We start from the raw sequence: 24679 nt of genomic DNA, 5'->3' as shown, positions 1-24679 counted from the left end.
GACACCGCTTTACCGTTCCCTTACCCGAGGGCCAATCGGGTCATCGCCGGTTGCGGGGGTGGTTGCGCGCCGTGCGTTCGTTGCCGTGCTTGTAGTTCCCGGTCCAGCGGGCCATCACCAGCTGGGGGTCCCCGGCCGCGATCTCGGCGAGGAACCGTTCGGCGCGGGCGCCGCGCAGGGTGCCCGCGGGGCGGTCACGGTGGGTGATGGTGACCGAGCCGTCCGCGTGCTCCTCGTACCGGAATCCCTGGGGTGCTGGCATGGCCGGATGCTAGGCCCCCGGCCATGCCCGGGACCACCGGTTTACGGCGTCACCACGATCTTGCGGCCGACGCCCGCCGCGAACTGCTCCAGTGCCTGCGGGTAGCTCGTCAGCGGCAGCCGGTCGCTGATGAAGACGTCCGGGTCGAGGGCGCCGTTCGCGAACAGCTCGGCCGCGCGTTCGAAACTGTGCAGGACCGCCATCGAGCCGGTGATGGTGATCTCCTGGTTGTAGATGCGGTACGGGTCGATGGTGACCCGGGTCGCGTAGTCGGCGACGCCGAACTGGAGGAAGGTGCCGGCCTTGGCGACCCGGTCCAGGCCGTCCTGGATCGCGGCGCCGTTGCCGGTCGCGTCGACGACCACGTCCCAGCCCTGCGGACGGTCCAGTTCGTCGGCGCCGGTGGCGGCCCCGGAGACGCCGAGGAGCCTGGCCGTGGACAGCCGCTGCTCGTTGAGGTCCACCACGTCGACGCTCGCCGCGCCGGTCCGCTTGGCGAGCTCCAGCATCATCAGGCCCATCGTGCCCGAGCCGTAGATGAGGACGTGGGCGCCGAGGCGGGAGTTGAGGACGTCGTAGCCGCGCACCGCGCAGGAGAGCGGCTCGACGAGGGCGGCGTCCTGGGTGCGGACGTGCTCGGGCAGCTTCACGCAGTTCGCGACGGGGGCCACCGCGTACTGGGCGGCGCCGCCGGCCGTGGTGACGCCGATCGCCGCCCACCGCTCGCAGAGGTTGTTGTGGCCGGTACGGCAGTGCCGGCACTCGTGGCAGTAGAGGGAGGGGTCCACGGCCACGCGGTCGCCGATCGCCAGATCGGTGACGCCGGTGCCGACACCGACCACCTCGCCCGCGAACTCGTGTCCCGGCACGATGGGCAGCTTCGGCGCGAACTCGCCCTGGAGGATGTGCAGATCGGTGCCGCACAGACCGCAGGCCGCGACCTCGACGACCACCTCGCGCGGCCCCGGCGTCGGGTCCGGGACCTCGGTGACGACGGCCCTGCCCACGGACTCGATGACGGCGGCCTTCATTTCACGGCTCCCAACGACAGGCCCTGGACCAGTTTGTCCTGGGCGGCGAACCCCGCGGCGAGCACCGGCAGGGAGATGACGAGCGACGCGGCGCACACCTTGGCCAGGAACAGGCCCTGGCTGGTGATGAAGCCGGTCAGGAAGACGGGCGCGGTCTCGGCCACCACGCCGGTCAGCACCCGGGCGAACAGCAGCTCGTTCCAGCTGAAGATGAAGCAGATCAGGGCGGTGGCCGCGATGCCGGGCGCGGAGATCGGGGCCACGATGCGGGCGAGGACCGTCGGCAGCCGGGCCCCGTCGATCTGCGCGGCCTCGATGACCGCGACCGGCACCTCGGCGAGGAAGGACTGCATCATCCACACCGCGATCGGCAGGTTCATGGAGGTGTAGAGGATGACCAGCAGCCAGATGTTGTCGAGCAGGCCGGTGTTCTTGGCGAACAGGTAGATCGGCAGGAGGCCCGCGACGACCGGCAGCATCTTGGTGGAGAGGAAGAAGAACAGGACGTCGGTCCACTTCCGCACCGGCCGGATGGACAGGGCGTACGCGGCGGGCAGCGCCAGCAGCAGGACGCACAGGGTGGAGACGACGGACGCCACCGTGGAGTTGATCAGGGACGGCCAGGGGCTGGCGCCGCCGCCGGAGCCGAAGAACTCGCGGTAGCCGTCGAGGGTGAGCGAGGCCGCGAAGGACGGCGGGTTGGTCGCCGCGTCCGACTCGGAGTGGAAGGACGTCAGCGCCATCCACGCGACGGGCAGGAAGAAGACGAGGCCTGCCAGCCAGGCGACCAGGCCGAGGCCCGCGCCACGGGTGCGGCGGCTGCGTACGGGGGCTGCGGTGGCGCTCATGCGCGGGACGCCTCCTCGCTGAACAGGGACGACACCACGCGCAGGGCGAAGGTCGCGATGATGATCGAACCGATGACGACCAGGACGCCGGCGGCGGACGCGAGGCCGTTCTCGTGGGCCTGGTAGAAGCTCTGGTAGACGGTGTACGGCAGGTTCGCGGTGCCGAGGCCGCCCGAGGTGATGGTGAAGACGGCGTCGAAGTTCTGCACGATGTAGATCGAGCCGAGCAGGGCGCCGAGTTCGAGATAGCGGCGCAGGTGGGGCAGGGTCAGATGGCGGAAGATCTGCCAGTCGCTCGCCCCGTCGACGCGGGCCGCCTCGATCTGCTCGTGGGAGCGGCTCTGCAGTCCGGCCAGCAGGATCAGCATCATGAACGGCGTCCACTGCCAGACCAGGGAAGCCTCGACCGCCAGCAGCGGGGTGTCGGAGATCCAGTCGGGCTGTGGGCCGCCCACATAGTGCAGGAGACCGTTGAAAAGGCCGTACTCCGGGTTGTAGAGCACATGCTTCCAGAGCAGCGCGGCGGCCACCGGGACGACCAGGAACGGCGCGATGAGCAGCGTGCGGACCAGGCCCCGGCCCCGGAACCTGCGGTCCATGAGCAGGGCGAGGCCGAGCCCCACGAGCAGGCTGACGATGACCACGGTGGCGGTCAGCAGGATCGTGGTGAGGACCGACTTGCGCAGGTCCGGGTCGGTGAGGACGTCCCCGTAGTTGGCGAGGCCGGTGAAGTGACGGGCCTTCGGATAGAGGGAGTTCCAGTCGAAGAAGGAGATCACCAGCGTGGCCACGAAGGGGAGCTGGGTCACGGCGATCATGAAGATCAGGGCAGGGAGCAGCGGGGCGCGGGTGGCCCAGGCGCGGAGCCGTCCCGAGGACCTGGGGGCGGTGCTCGCGGGAGCGGTGGCGATCGGGGCTGTCGTCGTGGCGGTCATCGTCCCTCGTACTCCTCGGAGATCTGCTCGGCCAGCCGCTGGGACTTCTTCAGGGCCGACTCGACGGACTGGCGTCCGGCGACGGCCGCGCTGATCTCCTGGGAGACCTTGGTGCCGAGATCGGTGAACTCGGGGATGCCGACGAACTGGATGCCGGGCGCCGGCCGCGGCTGCACTCCCGGGTCGCGGGGCCGGGCCCCCTCGATGGCGGCCCGCGTCATGTCCTGGAAGGCCGCAGCCTCCTTGCGGTAGTCGGCGTTGGTGTACGTCGAGGCGCGCTTCCCGGCCGGGACGTCGGACCAGCCGACCTTGTCCCCGACGAGCTGCTCGTACTCCTTGCTCGACGCCCAGGAGACGAACTTCCAGGCCTTGTCGGAGTTGTGGGAGGCCTTCTGCATGCCCCAGGCCCAGGTGTAGAGCCAGCCGGAGCTCTCCGTCTTCTCGACCGGCGCCGGCGCGTAGCCGATCTTCCCCTTGACCGGGGACTTGGCCGACTCCAGCGATCCGGCGGCGGAGGTGGCGTCGTACCACATGGCCGTCTTGCCCTGGGTGAGGTTGTTGAGGCACTCGGCGAAGCCGGACTGGGCGGCGCCGGACTCGCCGTGCTCGCGGACCAGGCCGACGTAGAACTTCGTCGCCTTCACGAACTCGGGGGAGTCCAGGCGGGCCTTCCAGTCCTTGTCGAACCAGGTCCCGCCGAAGGTGTTCACGACCGTGGTGAGCGGCGCCATGATCTCGCCCCAGCCGGGCAGACCGCGCAGGCAGATGCCGCGCATGCCGGACTCGGCGCCGTCCACCTTCGCGGCGAGGTCCGCCACCTGCCGCCAGGTCGGGTGCGCGGGCATCCTCAGGCCCTTCGCGGCGAACACGTCCTTGCGGTACATCAGGAACGAGGACTCGCCGTAGAAGGGCTGCCCGTAGAGCTTGCCGTCGTCGCCGGTCAGGGACTGGCGCATGGGCTTGAGTACGTCCTGCTCGTCGTACGCGGGGTCCTCGCGGACGTACGAGTCCATCTCGTGCAGCCAGCCGTTCCTGGCGTAGATCGGTATCTCGTAGTTGCTGAGGGTGGCGACGTCGTACTGCCCGGCCTGGTTGGCGAAGTCCTGACTGATCTTGTCGCGGACGTCGTTCTCGGGCAGGACGGTGAAGTTCACCTCGATGCCGGTCTCCTTGGTGAAGTGCGCGGCGGTGAGCTTCTGGAGTTCGACCATCTGTGGGTTGTTGACCATCAGCACGTTGATGGAGTCGCCGCCGGAACCGGCTCCGCCCGCCCCGGCCCAGCAGCCGGAGAGCAGCGGGGCGAGCAGCGTCCCTGCGGCGGCCGCGGCGAGCGCGCGCGGCCTCCGTCGGCTCTGGGTTCGCATGGATCGCTCCTGGACGTAGGGGGAGACAAGGGGGAGGGCATGGGTGTGACGGCGCCCTGCGCGAAGTGCGGGGCGCGATGCGGAGAGGGTGGTTCGCCCGGGTCGCCTGGGCTCTCAGACGCGGATGACCTGAGGCCCCTGGAGGGAGTAGCGATGGGCTTCGGACGAGGGGAGCAGGGTGCTGGTGACGATCGCCTCCAGCACGCTGATGTCGGCGAACCGGCAGAAGCTCACCGCTCCGAACTTGGTGTGCACGCCCGCGAAGACGGTCCGCCGTGAGGCGCGGACGGCCTGGGCCTTGACTTCGCTGACCGCCGGGTCGGGGGTGGTCAGGCCCTGTTCGCGGGAGATGCCGTTGGCGCCGATGAACGCCAGGTCGATGACGAAGCCGGCGAGCATCTTCGTCGTCCAGTGGTCGACGGTGGCGAGCGTGCCGGGGCGGACCCGGCCGCCGAGCAGCAGGACGCTCGTGTTGTCGGCCTCGGCCAGGGCGCCCGCGGTGGCGAGCGAGGCGGTGACCACGGTCAGCGGGCGGTCCCGGGGCAGGGCCTCGGCGATGAGCTGGGGGGTGAATCCCTCGTCGATGAAGACGGTCTCGGCGTCCCCGAGCAACTCGGCCGCCGCGGCGGCGATCCTGCGCTTCTCGGGGACGTGACTGGTGGTGCGGAAGGCGAGCGTCGTCTCGAAGCCCGCGCTCTCCACCGGGTAGGCGCCGCCGTGGGTGCGCCGCACCAGGCCGTGGTCCTCCAGGGTGCGCAGATCGCGCCGGACGGTCTCCTTGGCCACGCCCAGTTCGGCGGCGAGTGTGGTGACGTCCACCGCGCCGGTGCGGCGCGCGGCCCGGACGATCTCACGCTGTCGTTCTTCCGCGGTCATGGCCGTCATCTGCTCCCTGTGCGCCCTGCTGGACTGCCCGTTCGGGCCCGGTGAGGCCCACGTGGGAAGTTCTACAGCGCGTTGTGGCCAGTGACCAGGCCTGTTCCTTGCCCGATGATGCCCGGCTGTGCCCGTTTCGCGGCTCCGCTTGTCCGTGTCGGACCTGCGGCGGAGCAGGTGAGGGGGTGCGTTCGGGCAGCCGCAGTGCCCGAACAGGGGTGCAGGCGGGCCCGTTCGGTGCCCGCCCGCCCCTGAACGCGTTCCCGTCGCCGGGTCAGTACGGCCAGATCGGCGGGTTCGTGACGAAGTGGCCGCCCAGGTGGGCGTGGTCCGGGTTGTCCGGGTCGAGCTCGCCCTGTTCGGCGACGAGCTTCTCGGCGTACGGCTCGGAGTCGTCCTGCGGCTCGTAGCCGAGGGCCCGCGCGGTCGTGAGGTCCCACCACAGGCGGGTGTTGGCGGAGGAGCCGTAGACGACCGTGTGCCCGACGTCCTCGGCGGTGAGGGCGGCGTGGAAGAGGCGGGCGCCGTCCTCGGGGCTCATCCACACGGAGAGCATGCGGACGCTGGTGGGCTCGGCGAAGCAGGAGCCGATGCGCACCGAGACCGTCTCCAGGCCGTGCTTGTCCCAGTAGAACTGCGCGAGGTCCTCGCCGAAGGACTTCGACAGGCCGTAGAAGGTGTCCGGGCGGCGCGGGGTGTCGATCGGGATCAGAGCGCCGGGTTCGTGGGGTGCCTCGCCCCGCGGCCGGGGCGTGAAGCCGACCGCGTGGTTGGAGGAGGCGAAGACGATCCGGCGTACGCCCTCCTCCAGGGCGGCCTCGTACAGGTTGTACGTTCCCTCGATGTTCGCCTTGAGGATCTTGTCGAAGGAGGCTTCCAGGGAGATGCCCGCGAGGTGGACGACCGCGTCGACGCCCCGTACCGCCTCGCGCAGCGCGGTCCGGTCCGAGAGGTCCGCGGTGATCGCGTCCGGCTCGCCCTCCACGGGGCGCATGTCCAGCAGGCGCAGCTGGTACCCGTACCGCGGCAGCAGTCCCCGCATGAGGGTGCCGAGTCCGCCGGCGGCGCCGGTGAGCAGAACGGTGCGGGGAGCGGGCATCCTCGGTCTCCTTGCATCGGCAGCCGTAAATCATGCGTATGCGTGTACGGCATTCACATTCATGGACACGCTAGGGATCTCCGCCGCCTCGCGTCAAGTGTCGCGCGGAGGCGCTCAATCCGCCTCCGTGTCGCGGGTTTGCGCGCTTGACCGGCCCCGAGGTCGCGGCTTAGCGTGGGCGCGTTCAGAAATATAGACGTGGATCAGAGACGTGCACTGTGTGGTGTGTGCGTGAGCGCCGGCGACGGCGCGGCGCGCCGGGCGCCGTGCCTGTTCAGGGAGAGCCCGTGACGCCAGCCCCGCTCGCCGCCCGACTGCGTGCCCCCAGCGGCCCGCTGTTCTTCCCCGTCACCGCGTACGGCCCCGACGGCTCCGTCGACCTCGACGTCTACCGCGAGCACGTGCGCCGGGGCGTCGACGCCGGAGCGGCGGCCGTGTTCGCGTGCTGCGGCACGGGCGAGTTCCACGCGCTCACGCCCGAGGAGTTCCAGGCGTGCGTACGGGCGGCCGTGGAGGCGGCGGCGGGACGCGTCCCGGTGGTCGCGGGCGCCGGCTACGGCACCGCGCTCGCCGTCCGCTTCGCCCGGCTCGCCGAGGAGGCGGGAGCGGACGGCCTGCTCGCCATGCCGCCGTACCTCGTCGTCGCCGCACAGGAGGGCCTGCTGCGGCACTACCGCGAACTCGCCGCCGCGACCTCCCTCGACATCGTCGTCTACCAGCGCGACAACGCCCTGTTCACCCCCGGCACGGTCGTCGAACTCGCCCGCACCGACGGGATTATCGGCTTCAAGGACGGACTGGGCGACCTCGACCTGATGCAGCGCGTCGTGAGCGCGGTGCGCAGCGAGGCCCCGGGAGACTTCCTCTACTTCAACGGCCTGCCCACCGCCGAACTCACCGCCCTCGCCTACCGCGGCATCGGCATCACCCTGTACTCCTCCGCCGTCTTCTGCTTCGCCCCGGAGATCGCCCTCGCCTTCCACACCGCGCTGAACTCCGGCGACGACACCACCGCCAACCGACTGCTCGACGGCTTCTACCGGTCGTTCGTCGACCTGCGGGGGCTCGGCCGCGGCTACGCCGTCTCGCTGGTCAAGGCGGGCGTACGGCTGCGAGGACTCGACGTCGGCGAGGTCCGGCCGCCCCTGCACGAACCCCCGGAGGAGCACGTCAAACAGCTCGCCGAACTCGTCGAGCGGGGCCACGCGCTGATCGAGGAGGGCCGGTGAGCGCGGCCGGCGGCCGGACCGTGACGCCGCGCGCGGCGGCGTTCGTCTACCCCTGGGACGTCAACGGCGACCCCGGCGCCGCGGCCCGCCTCGCCGCACTCGGCGTACACCAGGCGACGCTCGCCTCCGCCTACCACTCCACCCGCGCCCTCACCCCCCGCCACCCGCGGCACCGCGTCGTCACCGCCTCGCACGCCGCCGTCCTCTACCCGCCGGACGGCGAGCGCTGGAAGGGGCACCGGCTGCGCCCGTACCCGGCCGGGGACTGGGCGCCCGGGGACGCCTACGGGGAGGCCGCCGCCGCCCTCGCCGGAGCCGGCCTCGACGTGCACACCTGGGTGGTCCTCGCCCACAACTCCCGGCTGGGCGAGGAGTTCCCCGACACGTCCGTCGTCAACGCCTACGGGGACCGCTATCCCTGGGCGCCCTGCATCGCGCAGCCCGGCACGCGCGCGTACCTGACCGGCCTCGCCGTGGAGGCGGCCGTGAGGCCCGGGGCCGCCGGGACGGAACTGGAGTCCCTCGGCTGGTACGGGCTCGCCCATCTCCACGCCCACGACAAGACGGCGGGAGTGCGCCTCGGGGACGCCGGCCAGTACCTGATGTCGCTCTGCTTCTGCCCCTCGTGCCGCGACGGGTACGCGGGCCGGGGGCTCGACCCCGACGAGACGGCGGACGCGGTACGGCGCGCGCTGGAGCCGGTCTGGCGGGGCGAGGCGCCCGGCGGGGGCTGGGAGGCGGTGGAGAAGCTCCTCGGCGGGGAGCGCGCGGCCGCCACGCGCGCGTGGCGGGACTCCGTCGCCCGGTCCCTCCAGGAGGAGACGGTCGCCGCCGTACGCGCCGCCGCGCCGGACGGCTTCCGCGTCCTGCTCCACGCGGACCCGGTGTCCTACCACTGCGGAGCGAACGCCGGAGTGGACCCCGGGCACATCCTGTCGGTCGCCGACGGCGTCGTCGTGCCCTGCACCGGGGGACCGGAGCTGCTGGCACCCTTCGCCGAACAGCGGGTCGCGGGGCGCGTGCTGGCGGCCAACCTCACCGTGGTGAGCGGGATGGGCGGCAGCCCCGCCGCCCTGGGCGCGGACATCGCGCGGGCGGCCGGCCTCGGAGCCACCGAAGTGCGGCTCTATCACGCGGGGCTGGCGTCCGACGAGGACCTGTCGCTCGTCGCGGAGGCGCTCGCCCGCCGCGCGTGAGCCCTGAGCAGCGGCACGACGCCCACCGGCAGGGCCGCTCCGAGCAGTACCAGCACCAGCTGGTGGGGGACCAGTTCGACCAGGCCGGCGCCCACGCCGAGACCCACCGCGTTCGGCGCGAACATCAGGGTGCCGGCCGTCGCCGCCGCACGGCCCAGCAGCGCGTCCGGCGTCTCCCGCTGGACCGCCGTCAGGGCGGCCACCAGCACGCACGGCAGGCCCAGGCCGATCGCCGCGCTGCTCACCAGCGCCACGGGGTCGGACGGAACGGCCCGTGCCGCCACGGCGACGGCGGTGACGGCGATCCCGCAGGCGGCGAAGCGCAGACCGCCGAACCTGCGCAGGAGCGGACCCGCGGCCAGCCCGCCGGCCACCGAACCCGCCCCCTGGACGGTGTAGAGCACCCCGGCGTACGCGGGAGGCCGCCCGAGTCCGTCCACCACCGCGTACAGCAGCGCGCCGTTGACGCCCGCGAAGAGCATGGTCGTGCCGCCCGCGAGGACCAGCGCCCGCGGCGTCGGGTGACGCCACAGCACGCGGGCGCCCTCGGCGGTACGCTCCCACGGGCTCCCCTGCACCCGGCGCGGGCTCTCCTCGCGGACGCGCAGCAGGGCGTACAGGGCCGCAGCCAGTACGAAGGTGCACGCGTCGAGGACGGCGACCCAGGCGCCGCCGCAGGCCGCGTACAGGCCCGCTCCCGCCAGTGGGGCGACCAGCTTCATGCCCTCGGCGGCGGCCGTCCGCAGCCCGTTGAGGTCGCCGAGCAGCCGCCGGTCGACCGCCACCGCCACCAGGGCCGCCTCCGCCGCGTCCTGGACGACGCCCGTCGCGCCGTAGACGAGGAGCACCGCGAACAGCAGCCACACGGTGTCCCGCGCCCCCACGGCGCAGAGCGGCAGGAGCAGCGCGGCCAGGCCCAGATTCGTCCACACCAGCAGCGGTCCGCGCCGGGTGCGGTCCGCGAGGGCGCCCAGCAGGGGACCCGCGAGGGTGGGCGCCCACAGGGCGAGGACGCACAGCGCCGCCAGGCCGTCCGAACCCGTCAGGTCCTTCACCCAGACGCCCGCCACCAGCCACATCGCCGACGAGCCGAACCCGGACACGACCACCGCGCCCAGGTACAGCCCCGCCTCGCGGTCCCGCAGGACACGCGTCACCGTCCATGTCGTCATGGACGGCAAGCGTGCGGCTAAGGCCCCCTCGCCGGGATCGGGCAACTGCCCTACGCGGCCTGCGGGACGGTGACCACCAGCTTGCCCCGGGGGTGGCCGTCCGTCAGATGGCGGACGGCGTCGGCGGCCTCGGACAGGGGGTAGGTGCGGTCGACGGCCGGGACGATCTCGCCGCTCTCGGCGAGGCTCCGCAGCGTCAGCAGGTCCTCGCGGCGGGACACGGACATCAGGTTGCGGAGGTTCTGGCGCACGAACGGCGACAGCAGGACGGCGCGCAGCTGGCGGTCCAGGCCGCCCAGCCACGGGCCGCCGCCCTCGCCGCCGGCGATGACGAGGGTGCCGCGCGGGGCGAGGACGCGGCGCAGGCGCGGCAGCGGGCGGTTGCCCGCCACGTCGAGGATCACGTCGTAGCGGACCGGGCCCTCGGTGACGTCCTCGCGGGTGTAGTCGACGACCCTGGTGGCGCCCAGCGAGCGGACGAGGTCCGCGCCGCCGGGGCCGCACACGCCGGTCACCTCCGCGCCGTACATCACCGCGAGCTGCACGGCGAAGCTCCCCACGCCCCCCGAGGCGCCGATGACGAGGACCTTCTGCCCCGGCCGGGGGCGGGCCGTGCCGCGCAGGGCCTGGAGGGCGGTCTGGCCGGAGACGGGGAGGGCGGCGGCCTGCTCGAAGGTGAGGTTCGTCGGCTTGGGGACGAGCCGGCCGGCCTTGGCGCACGTGTACTCGGCGAAGGCGCCCTCGCAGGTGCCGAAGACCTCGTCGCCCGGCTTCAGGCCGGTCACCTTCGCCCCGACGGCCTCCACGGTGCCGGCGCCGTCCCAGCCGCGGACCGGGTTCCTGGGTCTGCGGAGGCCGAGGGCGATGCGGGCGACGTAGGGGCGGCCGGTCATGAGGTGCCACACGCTCGGGTCGACTCCGGCGGCGCGGACCCGGACGAGCACCTCGTCGTCCCCGGGTACGGGACGGTCGATGTCCCGCAGTTCCAGGACGTCGACGGGGCCGTAGACATCCTGAACGATCGCTTTCATGGGGATCCCCTCTCGCGGGCCGGTGCACGGAGCACCCCGGCGGCGATGACTTTCGCGGCCGCCGCCGGTCTACCTCAGGAGTGGAGACGCCTACGGAGGAGTTTCGGATGACCGACACCATGCTCGACCTCGGACCGCAGGCCCGGATCGTGGCCGGGCTCGCCGAGCGGGTGCGCGAGGAGCAGCTCGACGGCGTGACCCCGTGCCCCGCGTACGCGGTGCGCAATCTGCTCGGCCATCTGACCGGGCTCGCCATCGCCTTCCGGGACGCCGCGCGCAAGGATCTCGGGCCGACGACGGACACGCCCCCGGACACCGGCCTGCCCGACATCGGGCCCGGCTGGCGCGAGGACCTGGCGAAGACCCTGGACGAGTTCGCCGAGGCGTGGCGCGACCCGGCCGCCTTCACCGGTGAGACCCGGGCGGGCGGGGTGGCGCTGCCGGGCGCGGTCGCCGCCGCGGTCGCGGCCGACGAACTCGTCGTGCACGGCTGGGACCTGGCCCGCGCCACCGGCCAGGAGTACGAGCCCGACGCGGACGCGCTCCTGGTGGCGCACGGATTCCTCGCCGCCTCGGCGGCGGAACCGGCCGGCGGGGACGGCATCTTCGGCCCCGTCGTGCCCGTGCCGGACGACGCGCCCCTCCTGACCCGGGCGATCGGCCTGAGCGGCCGCGACCCCCACTGGACCCCGTAGGACACCCGCCCCCGACCTCCGCCCGGCCCGGAGACCGCCCCTCCACGGCGACACCCGGGGGCGCGGGGCCGGCGGTGCGGTCGGGGGGACCGGATTCCGTCCCGCGAGGTCGGTACGCCGCTGGGCAGGCCGGGGGACGCCAGGTCGGCGGGGTGGGCAGGCCGACCGGGTGCGCCTCGCGCGGTCGGTGCGGCAGGCGCCGGTCGGCCGCACGCCCGGACCTGTGGCGCCCCCGCGTGCCAACTGCTCCCCGTCCAGGGGGATGTGGCCGCCCGCCCGGGCGTCACGAGGGTGAGAGCCTGCCCCGCGTGGGCGAGGCCCTGCCCTGACCGCTTCCTGGCTGGTCCGGGGTACCCGTGTCGCCCTCGCGGGTCTCCGGCCCCGGGTGGCCAAGCTCCCTCACGCAGACGCCAGTTGGCGTGCCCGCACCTGGGCGGCCCGGGTGCCGGTACGGGGGCGTCGCCGGCGAAGTGTGGGTGGGGGGTGCCCCTCGGGGCGGGGTTTCGTAGGCTCGCTCCCGTGGCGATCACCCTCACCGTCCTCGGCACCGCCTCCCCGCACCCGGGGCCCGGCCGTCCCTGCTCCGGGTATCTGCTGAGCGGCGGCGGCGCCGAGGTGTGGGTCGACGCCGGGCCCGGCAGCTTCGCGGAGTTGCAGAGGTACACGGATCCGGCACGGCTGAGCGCGATCTGGATCTCGCATCTGCACGCGGACCACAGCGCCGACCTGCTGTCGGCCGTCTACGGGTTCGCCTACGGCGGGCTCACCCCGCCGCGGCCCGTCCCCGTCCTCGCGCCCGAGGCGTGCGGACAGCGGCTCGCCGGTTTCTTCGGGCGGCCCGACGCGGGGTTCCTGGACGGAATCCTCGACCTCAGGCCGCTCCGGGACGGTGCCGAGGCACGCTTCGGTGGGCTGCGGCTGACCAGCCGCGCTGTCGTGCACGACACCGAGGCGTACGGGCTGCGCGCCGAGTGCGCGGGCGCCGTCCTCGCGTACTCCGGGGACACCGGCCCCTGTGCCGCGCTCACCCGGCTCGCGGACGGCGCCGACGTGTTCCTCTGCGAGGCCGACGTCGACCGGCATCCCGGCGGCGAAGAGCGAACGCGGGTCCATCTCACGCCGGAGGAAGCGGGCGAGGCGGCCCGCAGGGCGGGCGTCGGCGAGCTGCTCGTGACCCATGTCGGACCCACGCTCACCCGGGAGTCGGCGACCGCGCGGGCCGCCGCCGTGTTCGGCGGCCGTACCGTCACCGCACGCGAGGGCGACGTCCGGACCGTCCGCGGCGCCGGGGGACCCCGCCGGTAAGTCGTCCGGACTTCTTTTGCCGGAAGCGTTGACGAAACACGAGCGCGCTTCTAGCTTCAACGCGTCGTACTTCGTACGTCATATATGAGACGCGATACGCGAGATCAGATGTACGCGATCCGCACGTGAGATCCGAGAGGCGCGCATGACCTCTGTGCCCACACCGATCCCGTCCCGCACGCAGTACGTGCTGGAGGGGATCAAACACCGCATCCTGACCGGGCAGTTGACCCCGGGTCAGGCCCTGGTCGAAACCGAACTCGCCGCGCAGTTCGGGGTGTCCAAGACCCCCGTGCGCGAGGCGCTCAAGACCCTGGCCGGCACCGGGCTCGTCGTGATGAACCAGTACAAGGGCGTCACGGTGCGCATGGTGGACGCGGACATGGCGCGCGAGGTGTACGACGTACGGCTGCTCCTCGAACCCGAGGCACTGCGGCGGGCGGTGCGCCGCGGAGCCTCCCTGGACGCGGCGCGCGACGCCCTCGGCCGTTCCGACGACGCCTCCGACACCGCCGAACGCTCTCTGGCCAACCGGGAGTTCCACCGCGCCCTGTACGTCTCCTGCGGCAACCCGCTGCTCGGCCGGATGCTGGACGAGGTCCGTGACCAGGCCGCCCTGGTCTCCGCCGTCGCCTGGGCGGCCGACCCGTCCTGGGAACGCGAGGCGAACGAGCACCGGGAGATCCTGCGGCTCGCCCTCGACGGCGACGCGGACGGCGCGGCGAGCGCCCTCCACGCGCACATCGCGTCGTTCGTGCAGCGGGCCTTCCCCGAGGCCCGGGGAGAGGACGGTCAGGGATGACGGCGGCGTACGAGACCCAGCGGGCCGCGCTCGCCGAGGTCGTGGCGATCCCGGTGACCCCCTTCGCCGAGGACGGCACGGTCGACCGCGACACCCACCGGGCCCTGCTGCGCCGACTGCTCGACGGCGGTGTGCGCACCCTCACCCCGAACGGCAACACCGGCGAGTTCTACGCGCTGACCCCCGAGGAGCGGCAGCTCGTCACGGAGCTGACCGTCGAGGAGGCGGGGGACCGCGCCGTGACCCTGGTCGGCGTCGGCCACGACGTGCCGACCGCCGTCGCCTCCGCCCGGCACGCCCGCGAACTGGGCGCGCAGATGGTGATGGTCCACCAGCCCGTGCACCCGTACGTGTCCGACGGGGGCTGGGTCGACTACCACCGGGCCATCGCGGAGGCCGTGCCCGAGCTGGGCGTCGTCCCGTACCTGCGCAACGCGCTGCTCCCGGGCGCGCGGCTCGCCGAACTCGCCGACGCCTGCCCGAACGTCATCGGCGTGAAGTACGCGGTCCCGGACGCGGCGCGCTTCGCCGCCTTCGCCCGCGACGCCGGCCTGGAACGGTTCGTGTGGGTGGCCGGACTCGCCGAGCCGTACGCCCCCTCGTACTTCTCCGCGGGCGCCACCGGCTTCACCTCGGGGCTGGTGAACGTCGCCCCGTCCGTCTCGCTGAACATGATCGAAGCGCTTCGATCCGGGGACTATCCGGCGGCCATGAAGGTGTGGGAGCAGATCCGCCGGTTCGAGGAGCTGCGCGCCGCCGACGGCTCCGCGAACAACGTGACCGTGGTCAAGGAGGCGCTCGCCTCGCTCGGTCTGTGCCGTCGCGACGTACGGGCCCCGAGCAAGCCGCTGCCGGAGCCCGAGCGGGCGGAAGTCGCCGCGATAGCCGCGGGGTGGTCGCAGTGAAGCGCCCCGAAGACCTCAGAAGCCACCAGTGGTACGGCAGCGGCGTCTCCTCGAGTCTGCGCTCCTTCAGCCACCGCGCCCGCACCCGCCAGCTCGGCTACCTCCCCGAGGAGCACCTGGGCAAGCCGGTCATCGCGATCCTGAACACCTGGTCGGACATCAACCCCTGCCATGTGCACCTGCGTGACCGCGCACAGGCCGTGAAGCGGGGGGTGTGGCAGGCCGGCGGCTTCCCGCTGGAGTTCCCGGTCTCCACCCTGAGCGAGACCTTCCAGAAGCCGACCCCCATGCTCTACCGCAACCTGCTCGCGATGGAGACCGAGGAGCTGCTCCGGTCCTACCCCGTGGACGGCGCGGTGCTGATGGGCGGCTGCGACAAGTCCACGCCCGCCCTGCTGATGGGCGCGGCCTCCGTCGACCTGCCGGCCGTCTTCGTGCCCGCCGGGCCCATGCTGCCCGGCCACTGGCGCAACGAGGTCCTCGGCTCCGGCACCGACATGTGGAAGTACTGGGACGACAAGCGCGCCGGCCTGATCGGCGACTGCGAGATGTCCGAGCTGGAGAGCGGACTCGCCCGCTCCCCGGGCCACTGCATGACGATGGGCACGGCGTCCACGCTCACCGCCGCCGCCGAGGCCCTCGGCGTCACCGTCCCGGGCGCCTCCAGCATCCCGGCCGTCGACTCCGGGCACGACCGGATGGCCGCCGCCGCGGGCCTTCGCATCGTCGAACTGGTGCACAAGGACCGCAGGTTGAGCCAGATCCTCACCGAGGACGCCTTCACCGACGCGGTCACCACCGTCCTCGGGCTCGGCGGCTCCACCAACGCGGTGATCCACCTGATCGCGATGGCCGGCCGCGCGGGCGTGCGCCTCACCCTGGACGACTTCGACCGCATCGCCCGCACGGTCCCGGTGCTCGCCAACGTCCGGCCCGGCGGACAGACGTACCTGATGGAGGACTTCCACTTCGCCGGCGGCCTGCCCGGGTTCCTGTCCCGCATCCCGGACCTGCTGCACCTGGACCGGCCCACCGTCTCGCACGACACGATGCGCGAGCAGCTCGCCGGCGCCCGGGTGCACGACGACGACGTCATCCGCCCGCGGGACAACCCGGTCGCGGACGAGGGCGGAGTCGCCGTGCTGCGCGGCAACCTCTGTCCCGACGGGGCCGTCATCAAGCACATCACCGCCGAACCGCGCCTGCTGCGGCACACCGGTCCCGCCGTCGTCTTCGACGACTACCGCACCATGCAGCGCACCATCGACGACCCGGACCTGGGCATCACCGCCGACAGCGTGCTGGTGCTGCGCAACTCCGGACCCAAGGGCGGCCCCGGCATGCCGGAGTACGGCATGCTGCCGATCCCCGACCGGCTGCTCAAGCAGGGGGTGCGGGACATGGTGCGGATCTCGGACGCCCGTATGAGCGGCACGAGTTACGGCGCCTGCGTCCTGCACGTGGCACCGGAGTCCTACGTCGGCGGCCCGCTCGCCCTGGTGCGCACCGGCGACAGCATCACCCTCGACGTCGCGGCGCGGTCGCTGCGACTCGACGTCGACGACGCCGAGCTGGAGCGGCGCCGGGCGCGGTGGACGGCGCCGCCCGAGCGGTACGAGCGAGGCTACGGCGCGCTCTACGCCGAACAGATCACGCAGGCCGACACCGGCTGCGACTTCGCCTTCCTGGCCAGGCCGGGGAAGGTGCCGGACCCGTACGCGGGCTGACTCCACGGCCGCGCCCCCACGGCCGAGCACACGAACACCGTACGTGAAGCGCTTCGACGGAACCGCTCAGAAGCGCACAGCACCACCGGCTCGACCGCACCGGCGCGCACCGCGCGACCGGCCCGACCGCACCGGCGTGACCCGCCCGGCTCGCAGACCGGCGCGAGCGGGTCGACGCGCGCACCCCGAGAACGGCTCGACCCGCACACCACGAACGGAGAACAGTCATGGCACAAGCCGCAGCCGTGGCGAAACAGCCCGCGCCACCCCGGCGGCGCCGTGGCTCGTCGACGCCGCGCAGACTCCCGTACCTGCTGATCGCTCCCGCCGGCCTGCTCATGCTGGGCTTCATCGCCTACCCGGTGATCAGCGTCTTCTACTACAGCCTGCAGCACTACAACCCCACCAAGCCCTGGCGCAACGGCTACGCGGGCCTCGACAACTTCGCGCACGCCTTCACCGAGGACCCGCAGTTCTGGGACACGCTGACCTTCAGCGCCCAGTGGGTCGTCGTCGAGGTGGGACTGCAACTCCTCTTCGGCCTCGCGCTCGCCCTGATCGTCAACCAGACCTTCGTGGGCCGGGCGATCGGCCGGGCGCTGGTCTTCTCACCGTGGGCCGTCTCCGGCGTGCTGACCTCCGCGATCTGGGTGCTGCTCTACAACTCCCAGACGGGCATCACCCGTTACCTGGCCGACGTGGGCATCGGCGAGTACGGCACCAGCTGGCTGTCGGACACGGCCACCGTCTTCCCGGCCGCCGTCGTCGCCGACCTGTGGCGCGGAGTCCCCTTCTTCGCGATCCTCATCCTCGCCGACCTCCAGTCCGTCTCCAAGGACCTGTACGAGGCCGCCGAGGTCGACGGGGCCAGCCGCTTCAAGCAGTTCCTGCACATCACGCTGCCCCACATCAAGGACGCCATCGTCCTGTCCACGCTGCTGCGCGCCGTGTGGGAGTTCAACAACGTCGACCTCCTCTACACCCTGACCGGCGGCGGACCCGCGGGCGAGACGACCACCCTCCCGCTCTACATCGCCAACACCAGCGTCGACGCCCACAACTTCGGCTACGCGTCCGCCCTCACCACGGTCGCGTTCGTGATTCTGCTGTTCTGCTCGATCGTCTATCTGCGACTGAGCAAGTTCGGAGGCGGAGACAAGTGATCACCAAGGACGCCGAGACCCTCGTCCCGGTGGTGCCCGCGCCGGTCGCCGAGCAGCCCCGGCCGCGCCCACGCCGTACCCGCCGCGCCTGGGACGAGGTCCCCCGCTGGCACATCTACCTCCCGCTCTCCGTCTACCTGGTCTTCACCCTCGTCCCCTTCTACTGGATCCTGCTCTTCGCGCTCCGGCCCGCCGGCTCGACCTCGCTCCTGCCGTGGCCCGTCACCTTCGAGCACTTCGACAAGGTGTGGACCGAGCGCAGCTTCGGGGTCTACTTCCAGAACAGCGTCCTGATCGCTGTGACCACCCTGGTGATGACGACGGTCGTCGCGCTGGCCGGCGGTTACGCGCTCGCCCGCTTCGACTTCAAGGTCAAGCGCGCCTTCATGCTGGCGCTGCTCTGCTCGCAGTTCGTGCCGGGCGCCCTGCTGCTCGTGCCGCTGTTCCAGATCTTCGCCAAGCTCCAGTTGATCAACTCGATCGGCAGCGTCGTCATCGCCGAGACGGTCTTCCAGCTGCCGCTGTCGATGATCCTCATCAGCGGCTTCATCAGGAACGTGCCGTACTCCCTGGAAGAGGCCGCCTGGGTCGACGGCTGCAACCGCTTCCGCGCCTTCCGGATCGTCGTACTCCCGCTGCTGCGGCCGGGGTTGATCGCCGTCGGCTCCTTCGCCTTCGTGCACGCCTGGAACCACTTCCTGTTCGCCCTGATGTTCCTCAGCAACCAGGACAAGCAGACCCTCCCCGTCGGCCTCAACACCCTGATGAGCTCGGACAGCGTGGACCTGGGCGCGCTCGCCGCGGGCGGCATCATCGCGGCCGTACCCGTGGTCATCGTCTTCGCCTTCATCCAGAGGTGGCTGATCACCGGCTTCAGCGCGGGGGCGGTGAAGGGATGAGCCGCCCGCTGCCACCGCGCACGCCCACCGGCACCGCGCCGCTGCCCGTCGTCCTCGCGGGTGCCCGCGGCCACGGCCGCTGGCACCTGGCCAACATCCGCCGGCTCCAGGACAAGAGCCTCGTCCGGCTGGCGGGCGTCTGCGAGCTGACGCCGCTCACCGGCGAGGAACTGGACGGCTTCACCGGTCCGGGCCAACTCCCCGCGCAGTCGGCCGACTTCGGCGCCCTCCTCGACGCCACCGGCGCGAGCGTCGCGGTGATCTGCACCCCCATCCCCACCCACGCCGACCTCGCGCTGACGGCCGCCGCACGGGGCGTGCACCTGCTCCTGGAGAAGCCGCCCGCGCCGTCCTACGCCGAGTTCGGCAGGATGGCCGAGGGCATCGCCGCGGCCGGTGTCGCCTGCCAGATCGGCTTCCAGTCGCTGGGCTCGCACGCCGTGCCCGCCATCCGCGAGCTGATCGCCTCGGGCGCGCTCGGCCCGGTGGCCGGGATCGGCGCGGCCGGCGCCTGGGCCCGGGACGAGGACTACTACCGGCGGGCACCGTGGGCGGGCAGGCGCCGGATGGACGGCGCCGACGTGGTCGACGGCGCGCTGACGAACCCGCTCGCCCACGCCGTCGCCACCGCGCTCGCACTCGACGGCGGCACACGCGCCGAGGACGTCGCCGGGATCGAGACGGAGCTGCTGCGCGCCAACGACATCGAGTCCGACGACACCTCCTGCGTCCGCGTCACCACCCGGGACGGCGGCCGGATCACCGTGGCCGTCACCCTGTGCGCCGAACACCCGGACGAGCCGTACGTGCTGGTGCACGGCGGCAGCGGACGCGTCACCTTCTGGTACAAGCAGGACCGCGTGCTCGTGCAGCGGTCGGGACGCGGACCCGAGGAGATCCAGTACGGCCGCACGGACCTGCTGGAGAACCTGGTCGCCCATCTGACGGACGGCACCGACCTGCTGGTCACCCCCGAGTCGACCGGCGCGTTCATGAAGGTCGTCGAAGCGGTCCGCCGGGCCCCGGACCCGGTCGCGCTGCCCGAGGACTTCTGGGAGACGGTCCCCGGGGAGAACCGCCGGGTCGTGCGCGGCATCGACGGACTGGTCGCGGCCGCCGCCGACACCCTCGCCCTCTACTCCGAACTCGGCGCCCCCTGGGCGCTGTCGAACGAGGTGAGCAGCCGATGAACAACGATTCGCTCGTCCTGCGCGTCGCCGGCCGCCCGGTCGGCCGTTACGTCACCCGGCCCGAGCTGCCGCCCCGGCTCTCGCCCCGCCCCTACCTCCACCCGGTCACCACCCTGGCGGGCACGGCCGTCACCGAGCTGAGCCCCGCCGACCACACCCACCACCTCGGCGTCGGTGTCGCCGTTCCCGACGTCGAGGGGCACAACTTCTGGGGCGGACGCACCTACGTCCGCGACCGGGGACCGACCGAGCTGGACAACCACGGCGCCCAGCGGCACGGCGGCTTCCAACTGCGCGATCCCGACGGCTTCGTGGAGGAACTGCGCTGGATCGCCGCGAGCCGCGAGCTGCTGCACGAACGCCGTACGGTCGCCGCCACCGGACTCACCGACACCGCCTGGGCGCTGGACTTCACGTTCTCGCTCACCAACACGACCGGGCGGACGCTGTCCATCGGCAGCCCCGCCACCAACGGGCGGCCCGGCGCGGCCTACGGCGGCTTCTTCTGGCGGGCCCGCAAGGAGGCCGGGGCGCCGCGGGTGTTCACAGCCGGCACCGAGGGCGAGGACCGGGTCCACGGCTCGCGCGCCGACTGGCTGGCCCTGGTGGGCAGTTCCTGGACGCTCGTCTTCGCCGGCGCCACCGAGGACACGCGCCGCGACCCGTGGTTCGTCCGCACCGCCGAGTACCCGGGCGTCGGCTCCTCCCTCGCCCACGACGAGCGGCTGCCGCTCGCCGCCGGGGAGACGGCCGTCCGGCGGATCGTCACCGTGGTCGCCGACGGCTGCCTGGACCGGGACGCGGCAGCGGCCCTCGTGCGCAAGGCGGTGAGCCCGTGACCAGGGACTTCAGCGCGGACCTCGGGGACGGGACCTACCGCAACCCCGTCCTCGACGCCGACTGGTCCGACCCCGACGTCCTCCGCGTGGGCGACGACTTCTACCTGACCGCCTCCAGCTTCGGCCGCGCCCCCGGCCTGCCGCTGCTGCACTCCCGGGACCTGGTCAACTGGACCCTGGTCGGCCACGCCCTCGAACGCCTGGAACCCGCCGAGGAGTTCGCGAGGCCCCGGCACGACCGCGGCGTCTGGGCGCCCTCCCTGCGCCGTCACGACGAGCGGTTCTGGATCTTCTGGGGCGACCCCGACCACGGCGTCTTCCAGGTCAACGCGCCCGAGATCCGCGGACCTTGGACCCGGCCGCACCTGGTCAAGGAGGGCAAGGGGCTCATCGACGCCTGCCCGCTGTGGGACGAGGAGAGCGGCGAGGCCTATCTCGTGCACGCCTGGGCCAAATCGCGCTCCGGCGTCAAGAACCGGCTCACCGGGCACCGGATGCGGCCCGACGGCACCGGGCTGCTCGACGAGGGCAAGGTGATCGTCGACGCCGACCGGATCCCCGGCTGGTTCACCCTCGAAGGGCCCAAGCTGTACCGGCACGACGGCTGGTTCTGGATCTTCGCCCCCGCCGGGGGAGTCGAGACCGGCTGGCAGGGCGTCTTCCGCTCCCGGGGCTTCTTCGGGCCCTACGAGGAACGGATCGTGCTGGAGCAGGGGGACACGCAGGTCAACGGCCCGCACCAGGGCGCCTGGGTGCGCACCGCGTCCGGCGAGGACTGGTTCCTGCACTTCCAGTCCCGCGGCCCGTACGGGCGGGTCGTCCACCTCCAGCCGATGCGGTGGGCGGACGGCGGCGGTTCCGACGCGGACGCGGGGGCCGAGGCGGGCTGGCCGGTGCTCGGTGACGCGGGCACCCCCGTCGCCGTACACCGCAAGCCGGACCTGCCGCGTCAGCCTCCGCACGCGCCGGGCACCGACGACGACTTCCCCGGCGGGCGGTTCGGCCGGCAGTGGCAGTGGACCGCCAACCCCCAGGACGGCTGGGCCACCCAGCACTCCGCCGACGGACTGCGGCTGACCTGTGTACGGACGGCGGACGCGCACGATCTGCGGCTGCTGCCGAACGTACTCACGCAGCGGCTGCCCGGGATCGCCGCCACCGTCGAGGTCGAACTCGCCCTGACGGGCGAGGAACCGGGCGCCCGCGCGGGACTCGCCGTCCTCGGCGACGCCTACAGCTGGATCGGCCTCGAACGGGGGAGCGACGGGGCGGTGCGGCTCGTGCACCGCTTCGCCGAGCCCGTGACCGAGCGGGAGCGGGACGCCGCGCACCCGCGGCCCGCCCCCAAAGGACGGGCGCGGCTGCGGATCGACATCGGCGCGGGAGCGCGCTGCCGTTTCTCCTGCGATCTCGGGGACGGCCCGCTGCCGTCCGGCCCGGTGTTCGCGGCCACGCCCTGGCGCTGGGTCGGCGCCCTGCTCGGCCTCTTCGCGCTCGCGCCCGACGGCACCGGACACGCCGGCGCTGCCACGTTCACGCACTTCCGCGTCACCGCGACCCCCTGAGGGTCGACTCCACCTCCGTCGTACGCCTGTCGGGAGCCGCCATGTCACACCCATCGAGCAAGCGCTTACCGAGACCGGGACCGGGCGCCCCCACGGCCGCCGCCGGCCCGGCGGACGACGGAGCCCGGGCACCCCGTGCCCGCCACTGAGCCCCCCGCCCGGCCCCTGGACCCCGAGCCCCCGACGGGACTCGCGGGCCGCTCGGTCCGGGGCAGCACTCGCAGCACCCACCACCCCGTTGGATCCAGCAGAAGAAGAGAGCCGACCATGAAGAGCAGCATCCGGAGAAACAGCCGAGGCGGGTACCGCGCGGCCACGGCCGTCGCCCTGAGCGCCGTCCTCGCGCTCACCGCCACCGCCTGCGGAGACGACGGCAGCGGTGCCGGCGGGGACAAGGGCGACGAGGGATCGGGCAAGGGCGAGATCACCTTCTGGGACAACAACACGGCCGTCCGCCGTGACGTCTGGATGGAGATCATCAAGGACTTCGAGAAGAAGTACCCCGACATCGAGGTCAACTACGTCGGGATCCCCGCCGAGAGCGTCCAGTCCAAGTACGACACGGCCATCCAGGGCGGCGGCCTGCCGGACGTCGGCGGTGTCGGTGCCGCGATGCTCGCCGGGATCGCCGCGCAGAACGCCCTCGAACCCCTGGACTCGCGCCTCGCCGAGAGCCCGCTCGACGGCAAGCTGAACGAGGGCATGCTCGACTCGGTGAAGGTCGCCGGCGGCCAGGACAAGCTGTTCACCGTCCCGACCTCCGCGAGCAACGGCGTGCTGTACTACCGCACCGACCTGTTCAAGGCGGCGGGTCTGGAGGCGCCGACCACCTGGTCCAAGTTCTACGAGGCCGCCGCCAAGCTCACGGACAAGGGCAAGAACGAGTTCGGCTACACGATCCGCGGCGGCGCCGGTTCCATCGCGCAGGCCCTGGACGCGATGTACGGCCAGACCGGGATCACCGAGTTCTGGGACGGCGACAAGACCACGGTCGACGACCCGAAGAACGTGGCCGCGCTGGAGAAGTACGCCGCGCTCTACAAGAAGGCCACCCCGTCCGCCGACGTCAACAACGACTTCACCAAGATGGTCTCGCAGTGGGACAGCGGCAGGATCGGCATGCTGAGCCACAACCTGGGCTCCTACCAGGACCACGTGAAGGCGCTCGGTGACGACAAGTTCCGCGGCCTGCCGAACCCGACCACGGACGACGGCACCCGGGTCCAGGTGTCCAACCCCGTCGACGGGCTCGCCCTGTTCAAGTCCAGCAAGAACAAGTCGGCCGCCTGGCGGTTCATCGAGTTCGCCGCCTCCCACGAGGCCAACAGCAAGTGGAACGAGTCGGCGGGCGCCATCCCGTCCAACACGGAGGCGGCCGGGGACGCGTGGATCCAGAAGGCCGAGCCGACCAAGCTCGCGGCCGAGGCACTGAACAGCGGCAGCACGAAGATCGTGCAGCTGCCGTACTACCTGCCGGACTGGAACACCATCTCCAAGACCGACAACGAGCCGAACTTCCAGAAGGTCCTGCTCGGCAAGATGTCGGCCGAGGACTTCCTGCACACCCTGGCCGACCAGCTCGACGAGGCCCAGGCGGAGTGGAAGCAGCAGCAGAAGTAGCGGCTCCGCCCCCGAGCGCGGGGGCCGGCGGCGGTCCGTCCGAGGGCGCCGCCGCCGGCCCCGCCCCCCGAACTCCCCCGCAGCGCGCCGAAAGCGAGGCACCCCGACGTGTCCCTCACCCGCAGACAGGTCACCGCGGCGGCCCTCGCCGCCGTTCCGCTCACCGCCGCGGCGGCGGCCCCCGCGTCCGCCGGCCCCTCGCCGCAGGGGCCCCGGCGGGGGCGCACCCTCTTCATCGCAGGTGACTCCACCGCCGCCCAGAAGTACGCCGACGCCGCGCCGGAGACCGGCTGGGGCATGGCGCTGCCGTTCTTCCTGCACCGGGACCTCGCGGTCGCCAACCACGCCGTGAACGGGCGCAGTTCGAAGAGCTTCGTCGACGAGGGTCGCCTCGACGCCGTCCTCGCGGCGATCCGGCCGGGCGACCTCCTCCTCGTCCAGTTCGGTCACAACGACGAGAAGACCGCCGACCCCACCCGCTACACCGAGCCCTGGACCACCTACCAGGACCAGCTGCGGCTGTACGTCGACGGGGCGCGGGCCCGGGATGCGCGGCCGGTGCTCGCCACCTCCGTCGAGCGCAGGAGGTTCGACGCGGACGGCACCGCCCTGCCGACCCACGGCGACTACCCGGCGGCGATGCGGGCGCTCGCCGAGGAGGAGGGGGTCGCCCTGCTGGACGTCCAGGCCCTGTCGCTCGCCCTGTGGCAGCGGCTCGGCCCGGAGGAGACCAAGAGGTACTTCAACTGGACCGCGACGGAGCAGGACAACACCCACTTCAACCCGCCCGGCGCGATCGCCGTGGCCCGCCTCGTAGCGGGCGAGCTGACGCGCCGCCGGGCCGTCGCACCGCGGGACGTGCGCCGGCTCGACGGCGACGTTCCCGAGTCCTGGATCACCTGGCCCACCGCCTGACGGAAAGAGAG

At 72.5% G+C, this 24679-nt stretch carries 23 protein-coding genes; 14 read left to right on the top strand and 9 right to left on the bottom strand.

The features are described 5' to 3' along the window. Positions 1-40 precede the first annotated feature (40 nt). From ACZ4VA_RS17435 to ACZ4VA_RS17405, 7 genes are all read right to left on the bottom strand, one after another. Complete coding sequence (locus tag ACZ4VA_RS17435) at positions 41-262, bottom strand: hypothetical protein (protein ID WP_356173409.1); 222 nt, start codon at positions 260-262, stop codon at positions 41-43. 41 nt (positions 263-303) lie between these two features. Further along, positions 304-1293 (bottom strand): zinc-dependent alcohol dehydrogenase family protein, encoded by a 990-nt coding sequence (locus tag ACZ4VA_RS17430; RefSeq protein WP_356239111.1) that lies wholly within the window; start codon positions 1291-1293, stop codon positions 304-306. Then, entirely contained in the window at positions 1290-2141 is an 852-nt protein-coding gene (locus tag ACZ4VA_RS17425) for a carbohydrate ABC transporter permease (RefSeq protein ID WP_356173414.1), read from the bottom strand. Before ACZ4VA_RS17425 ends, ACZ4VA_RS17430 begins: the two co-directional genes overlap by 4 nt. Further along, positions 2138-3076 (bottom strand): carbohydrate ABC transporter permease, encoded by a 939-nt coding sequence (locus ACZ4VA_RS17420; RefSeq protein WP_355785561.1) that lies wholly within the window; start codon positions 3074-3076, stop codon positions 2138-2140. The genes ACZ4VA_RS17425 and ACZ4VA_RS17420 overlap by 4 nt, the downstream gene beginning before the upstream one ends. Then, on the bottom strand, positions 3073-4440 hold the full coding sequence (locus tag ACZ4VA_RS17415; RefSeq protein ID WP_355785564.1) for an ABC transporter substrate-binding protein: 1368 nt from the start codon (positions 4438-4440) through the stop codon (positions 3073-3075). The genes ACZ4VA_RS17420 and ACZ4VA_RS17415 overlap by 4 nt, the downstream gene beginning before the upstream one ends. A 114-nt stretch (positions 4441-4554) precedes the next feature. Then, on the bottom strand, positions 4555-5325 hold the full coding sequence (locus tag ACZ4VA_RS17410; RefSeq protein ID WP_356173422.1) for a DeoR/GlpR family DNA-binding transcription regulator: 771 nt from the start codon (positions 5323-5325) through the stop codon (positions 4555-4557). A gap of 265 nt (positions 5326-5590) precedes the next feature. Continuing rightward, positions 5591-6415 carry an NAD-dependent epimerase/dehydratase family protein gene (locus tag ACZ4VA_RS17405; protein ID WP_355785567.1) on the bottom strand — a complete coding sequence of 275 codons (825 nt, stop codon included), beginning with the start codon at positions 6413-6415 and terminating at the stop codon, positions 5591-5593. A gap of 287 nt (positions 6416-6702) precedes the next feature. Here ACZ4VA_RS17405 and ACZ4VA_RS17400 point away from each other — a divergent pair, with 287 nt between their 5' ends. Next, the gene (locus ACZ4VA_RS17400; protein WP_468081915.1) at positions 6703-7644 is read left to right on the top strand and encodes a 5-dehydro-4-deoxyglucarate dehydratase; all 942 of its coding nucleotides are present in this window, start codon (positions 6703-6705) and stop codon (positions 7642-7644) included. After that, entirely contained in the window at positions 7641-8840 is a 1200-nt protein-coding gene (locus tag ACZ4VA_RS17395; RefSeq protein ID WP_356173431.1) for an HAD family hydrolase, read from the top strand. The genes ACZ4VA_RS17400 and ACZ4VA_RS17395 overlap by 4 nt, the downstream gene beginning before the upstream one ends. Here ACZ4VA_RS17395 and ACZ4VA_RS17390 read toward each other — a convergent pair. Beyond that, the gene (locus tag ACZ4VA_RS17390) at positions 8774-10012 is read right to left on the bottom strand and encodes an MFS transporter (protein ID WP_468081913.1); all 1239 of its coding nucleotides are present in this window, start codon (positions 10010-10012) and stop codon (positions 8774-8776) included. The two genes, ACZ4VA_RS17395 and ACZ4VA_RS17390, sit on opposite strands and share 67 nt — an antisense overlap. Before the next feature lie 50 nt (positions 10013-10062). Continuing rightward, positions 10063-11043: an NAD(P)-dependent alcohol dehydrogenase gene (locus ACZ4VA_RS17385; RefSeq protein WP_468081911.1), complete on the bottom strand. Its 981-nt coding sequence runs from the start codon at positions 11041-11043 to the stop codon at positions 10063-10065. 107 nt (positions 11044-11150) lie between these two features. Here ACZ4VA_RS17385 and ACZ4VA_RS17380 point away from each other — a divergent pair, with 107 nt between their 5' ends. From ACZ4VA_RS17380 to ACZ4VA_RS17325, 12 genes are all read left to right on the top strand, one after another. Continuing rightward, on the top strand, positions 11151-11738 hold the full coding sequence (locus ACZ4VA_RS17380; RefSeq protein ID WP_389390692.1) for a TIGR03086 family metal-binding protein: 588 nt from the start codon (positions 11151-11153) through the stop codon (positions 11736-11738). A 519-nt stretch (positions 11739-12257) separates the two neighbouring features. Continuing rightward, positions 12258-13043, top strand: a complete 786-nt coding sequence (locus ACZ4VA_RS17375; protein ID WP_452921251.1) for an MBL fold metallo-hydrolase — start codon at positions 12258-12260, stop codon at positions 13041-13043. A 145-nt stretch (positions 13044-13188) separates the two neighbouring features. Next, the gene (locus tag ACZ4VA_RS17370) at positions 13189-13845 is read left to right on the top strand and encodes a GntR family transcriptional regulator (RefSeq protein WP_355790167.1); all 657 of its coding nucleotides are present in this window, start codon (positions 13189-13191) and stop codon (positions 13843-13845) included. Beyond that, entirely contained in the window at positions 13842-14750 is a 909-nt protein-coding gene (locus ACZ4VA_RS17365; RefSeq protein WP_355790169.1) for a dihydrodipicolinate synthase family protein, read from the top strand. The genes ACZ4VA_RS17370 and ACZ4VA_RS17365 overlap by 4 nt, the downstream gene beginning before the upstream one ends. After that, on the top strand, positions 14738-16477 hold the full coding sequence (araD, locus tag ACZ4VA_RS17360) for an L-arabinonate dehydratase (RefSeq protein WP_468081908.1): 1740 nt from the start codon (positions 14738-14740) through the stop codon (positions 16475-16477). Before ACZ4VA_RS17365 ends, araD begins: the two co-directional genes overlap by 13 nt. A gap of 227 nt (positions 16478-16704) precedes the next feature. Continuing rightward, entirely contained in the window at positions 16705-17640 is a 936-nt protein-coding gene (locus tag ACZ4VA_RS17355; RefSeq protein WP_355788123.1) for a carbohydrate ABC transporter permease, read from the top strand. Next, positions 17637-18539: a carbohydrate ABC transporter permease gene (locus ACZ4VA_RS17350; RefSeq protein ID WP_388905370.1), complete on the top strand. Its 903-nt coding sequence runs from the start codon at positions 17637-17639 to the stop codon at positions 18537-18539. Before ACZ4VA_RS17355 ends, ACZ4VA_RS17350 begins: the two co-directional genes overlap by 4 nt. Further along, complete coding sequence (locus ACZ4VA_RS17345) at positions 18536-19729, top strand: Gfo/Idh/MocA family protein (protein ID WP_468081905.1); 1194 nt, start codon at positions 18536-18538, stop codon at positions 19727-19729. The genes ACZ4VA_RS17350 and ACZ4VA_RS17345 overlap by 4 nt, the downstream gene beginning before the upstream one ends. Then, the gene (locus tag ACZ4VA_RS17340; protein WP_355788118.1) at positions 19726-20568 is read left to right on the top strand and encodes a DUF6807 domain-containing protein; all 843 of its coding nucleotides are present in this window, start codon (positions 19726-19728) and stop codon (positions 20566-20568) included. The genes ACZ4VA_RS17345 and ACZ4VA_RS17340 overlap by 4 nt, the downstream gene beginning before the upstream one ends. Then, entirely contained in the window at positions 20565-22133 is a 1569-nt protein-coding gene (locus tag ACZ4VA_RS17335) for a glycoside hydrolase family 43 protein (RefSeq protein WP_389390697.1), read from the top strand. Before ACZ4VA_RS17340 ends, ACZ4VA_RS17335 begins: the two co-directional genes overlap by 4 nt. Positions 22134-22400: 267 nt before the next feature. After that, entirely contained in the window at positions 22401-23753 is a 1353-nt protein-coding gene (locus ACZ4VA_RS17330; RefSeq protein ID WP_355795105.1) for an ABC transporter substrate-binding protein, read from the top strand. Positions 23754-23861: 108 nt separating this feature from the next. Continuing rightward, positions 23862-24668 (top strand): rhamnogalacturonan acetylesterase, encoded by an 807-nt coding sequence (locus ACZ4VA_RS17325; protein ID WP_356239128.1) that lies wholly within the window; start codon positions 23862-23864, stop codon positions 24666-24668. The last annotated feature ends 11 nt before the right edge of the window (positions 24669-24679 follow it).

Source organism: Streptomyces sp. NPDC028308, from assembly GCF_055565855.1.
Note: the sequence above shows the minus strand (reverse complement) of the source record. Positions and strands in the feature narration are given on the sequence as shown.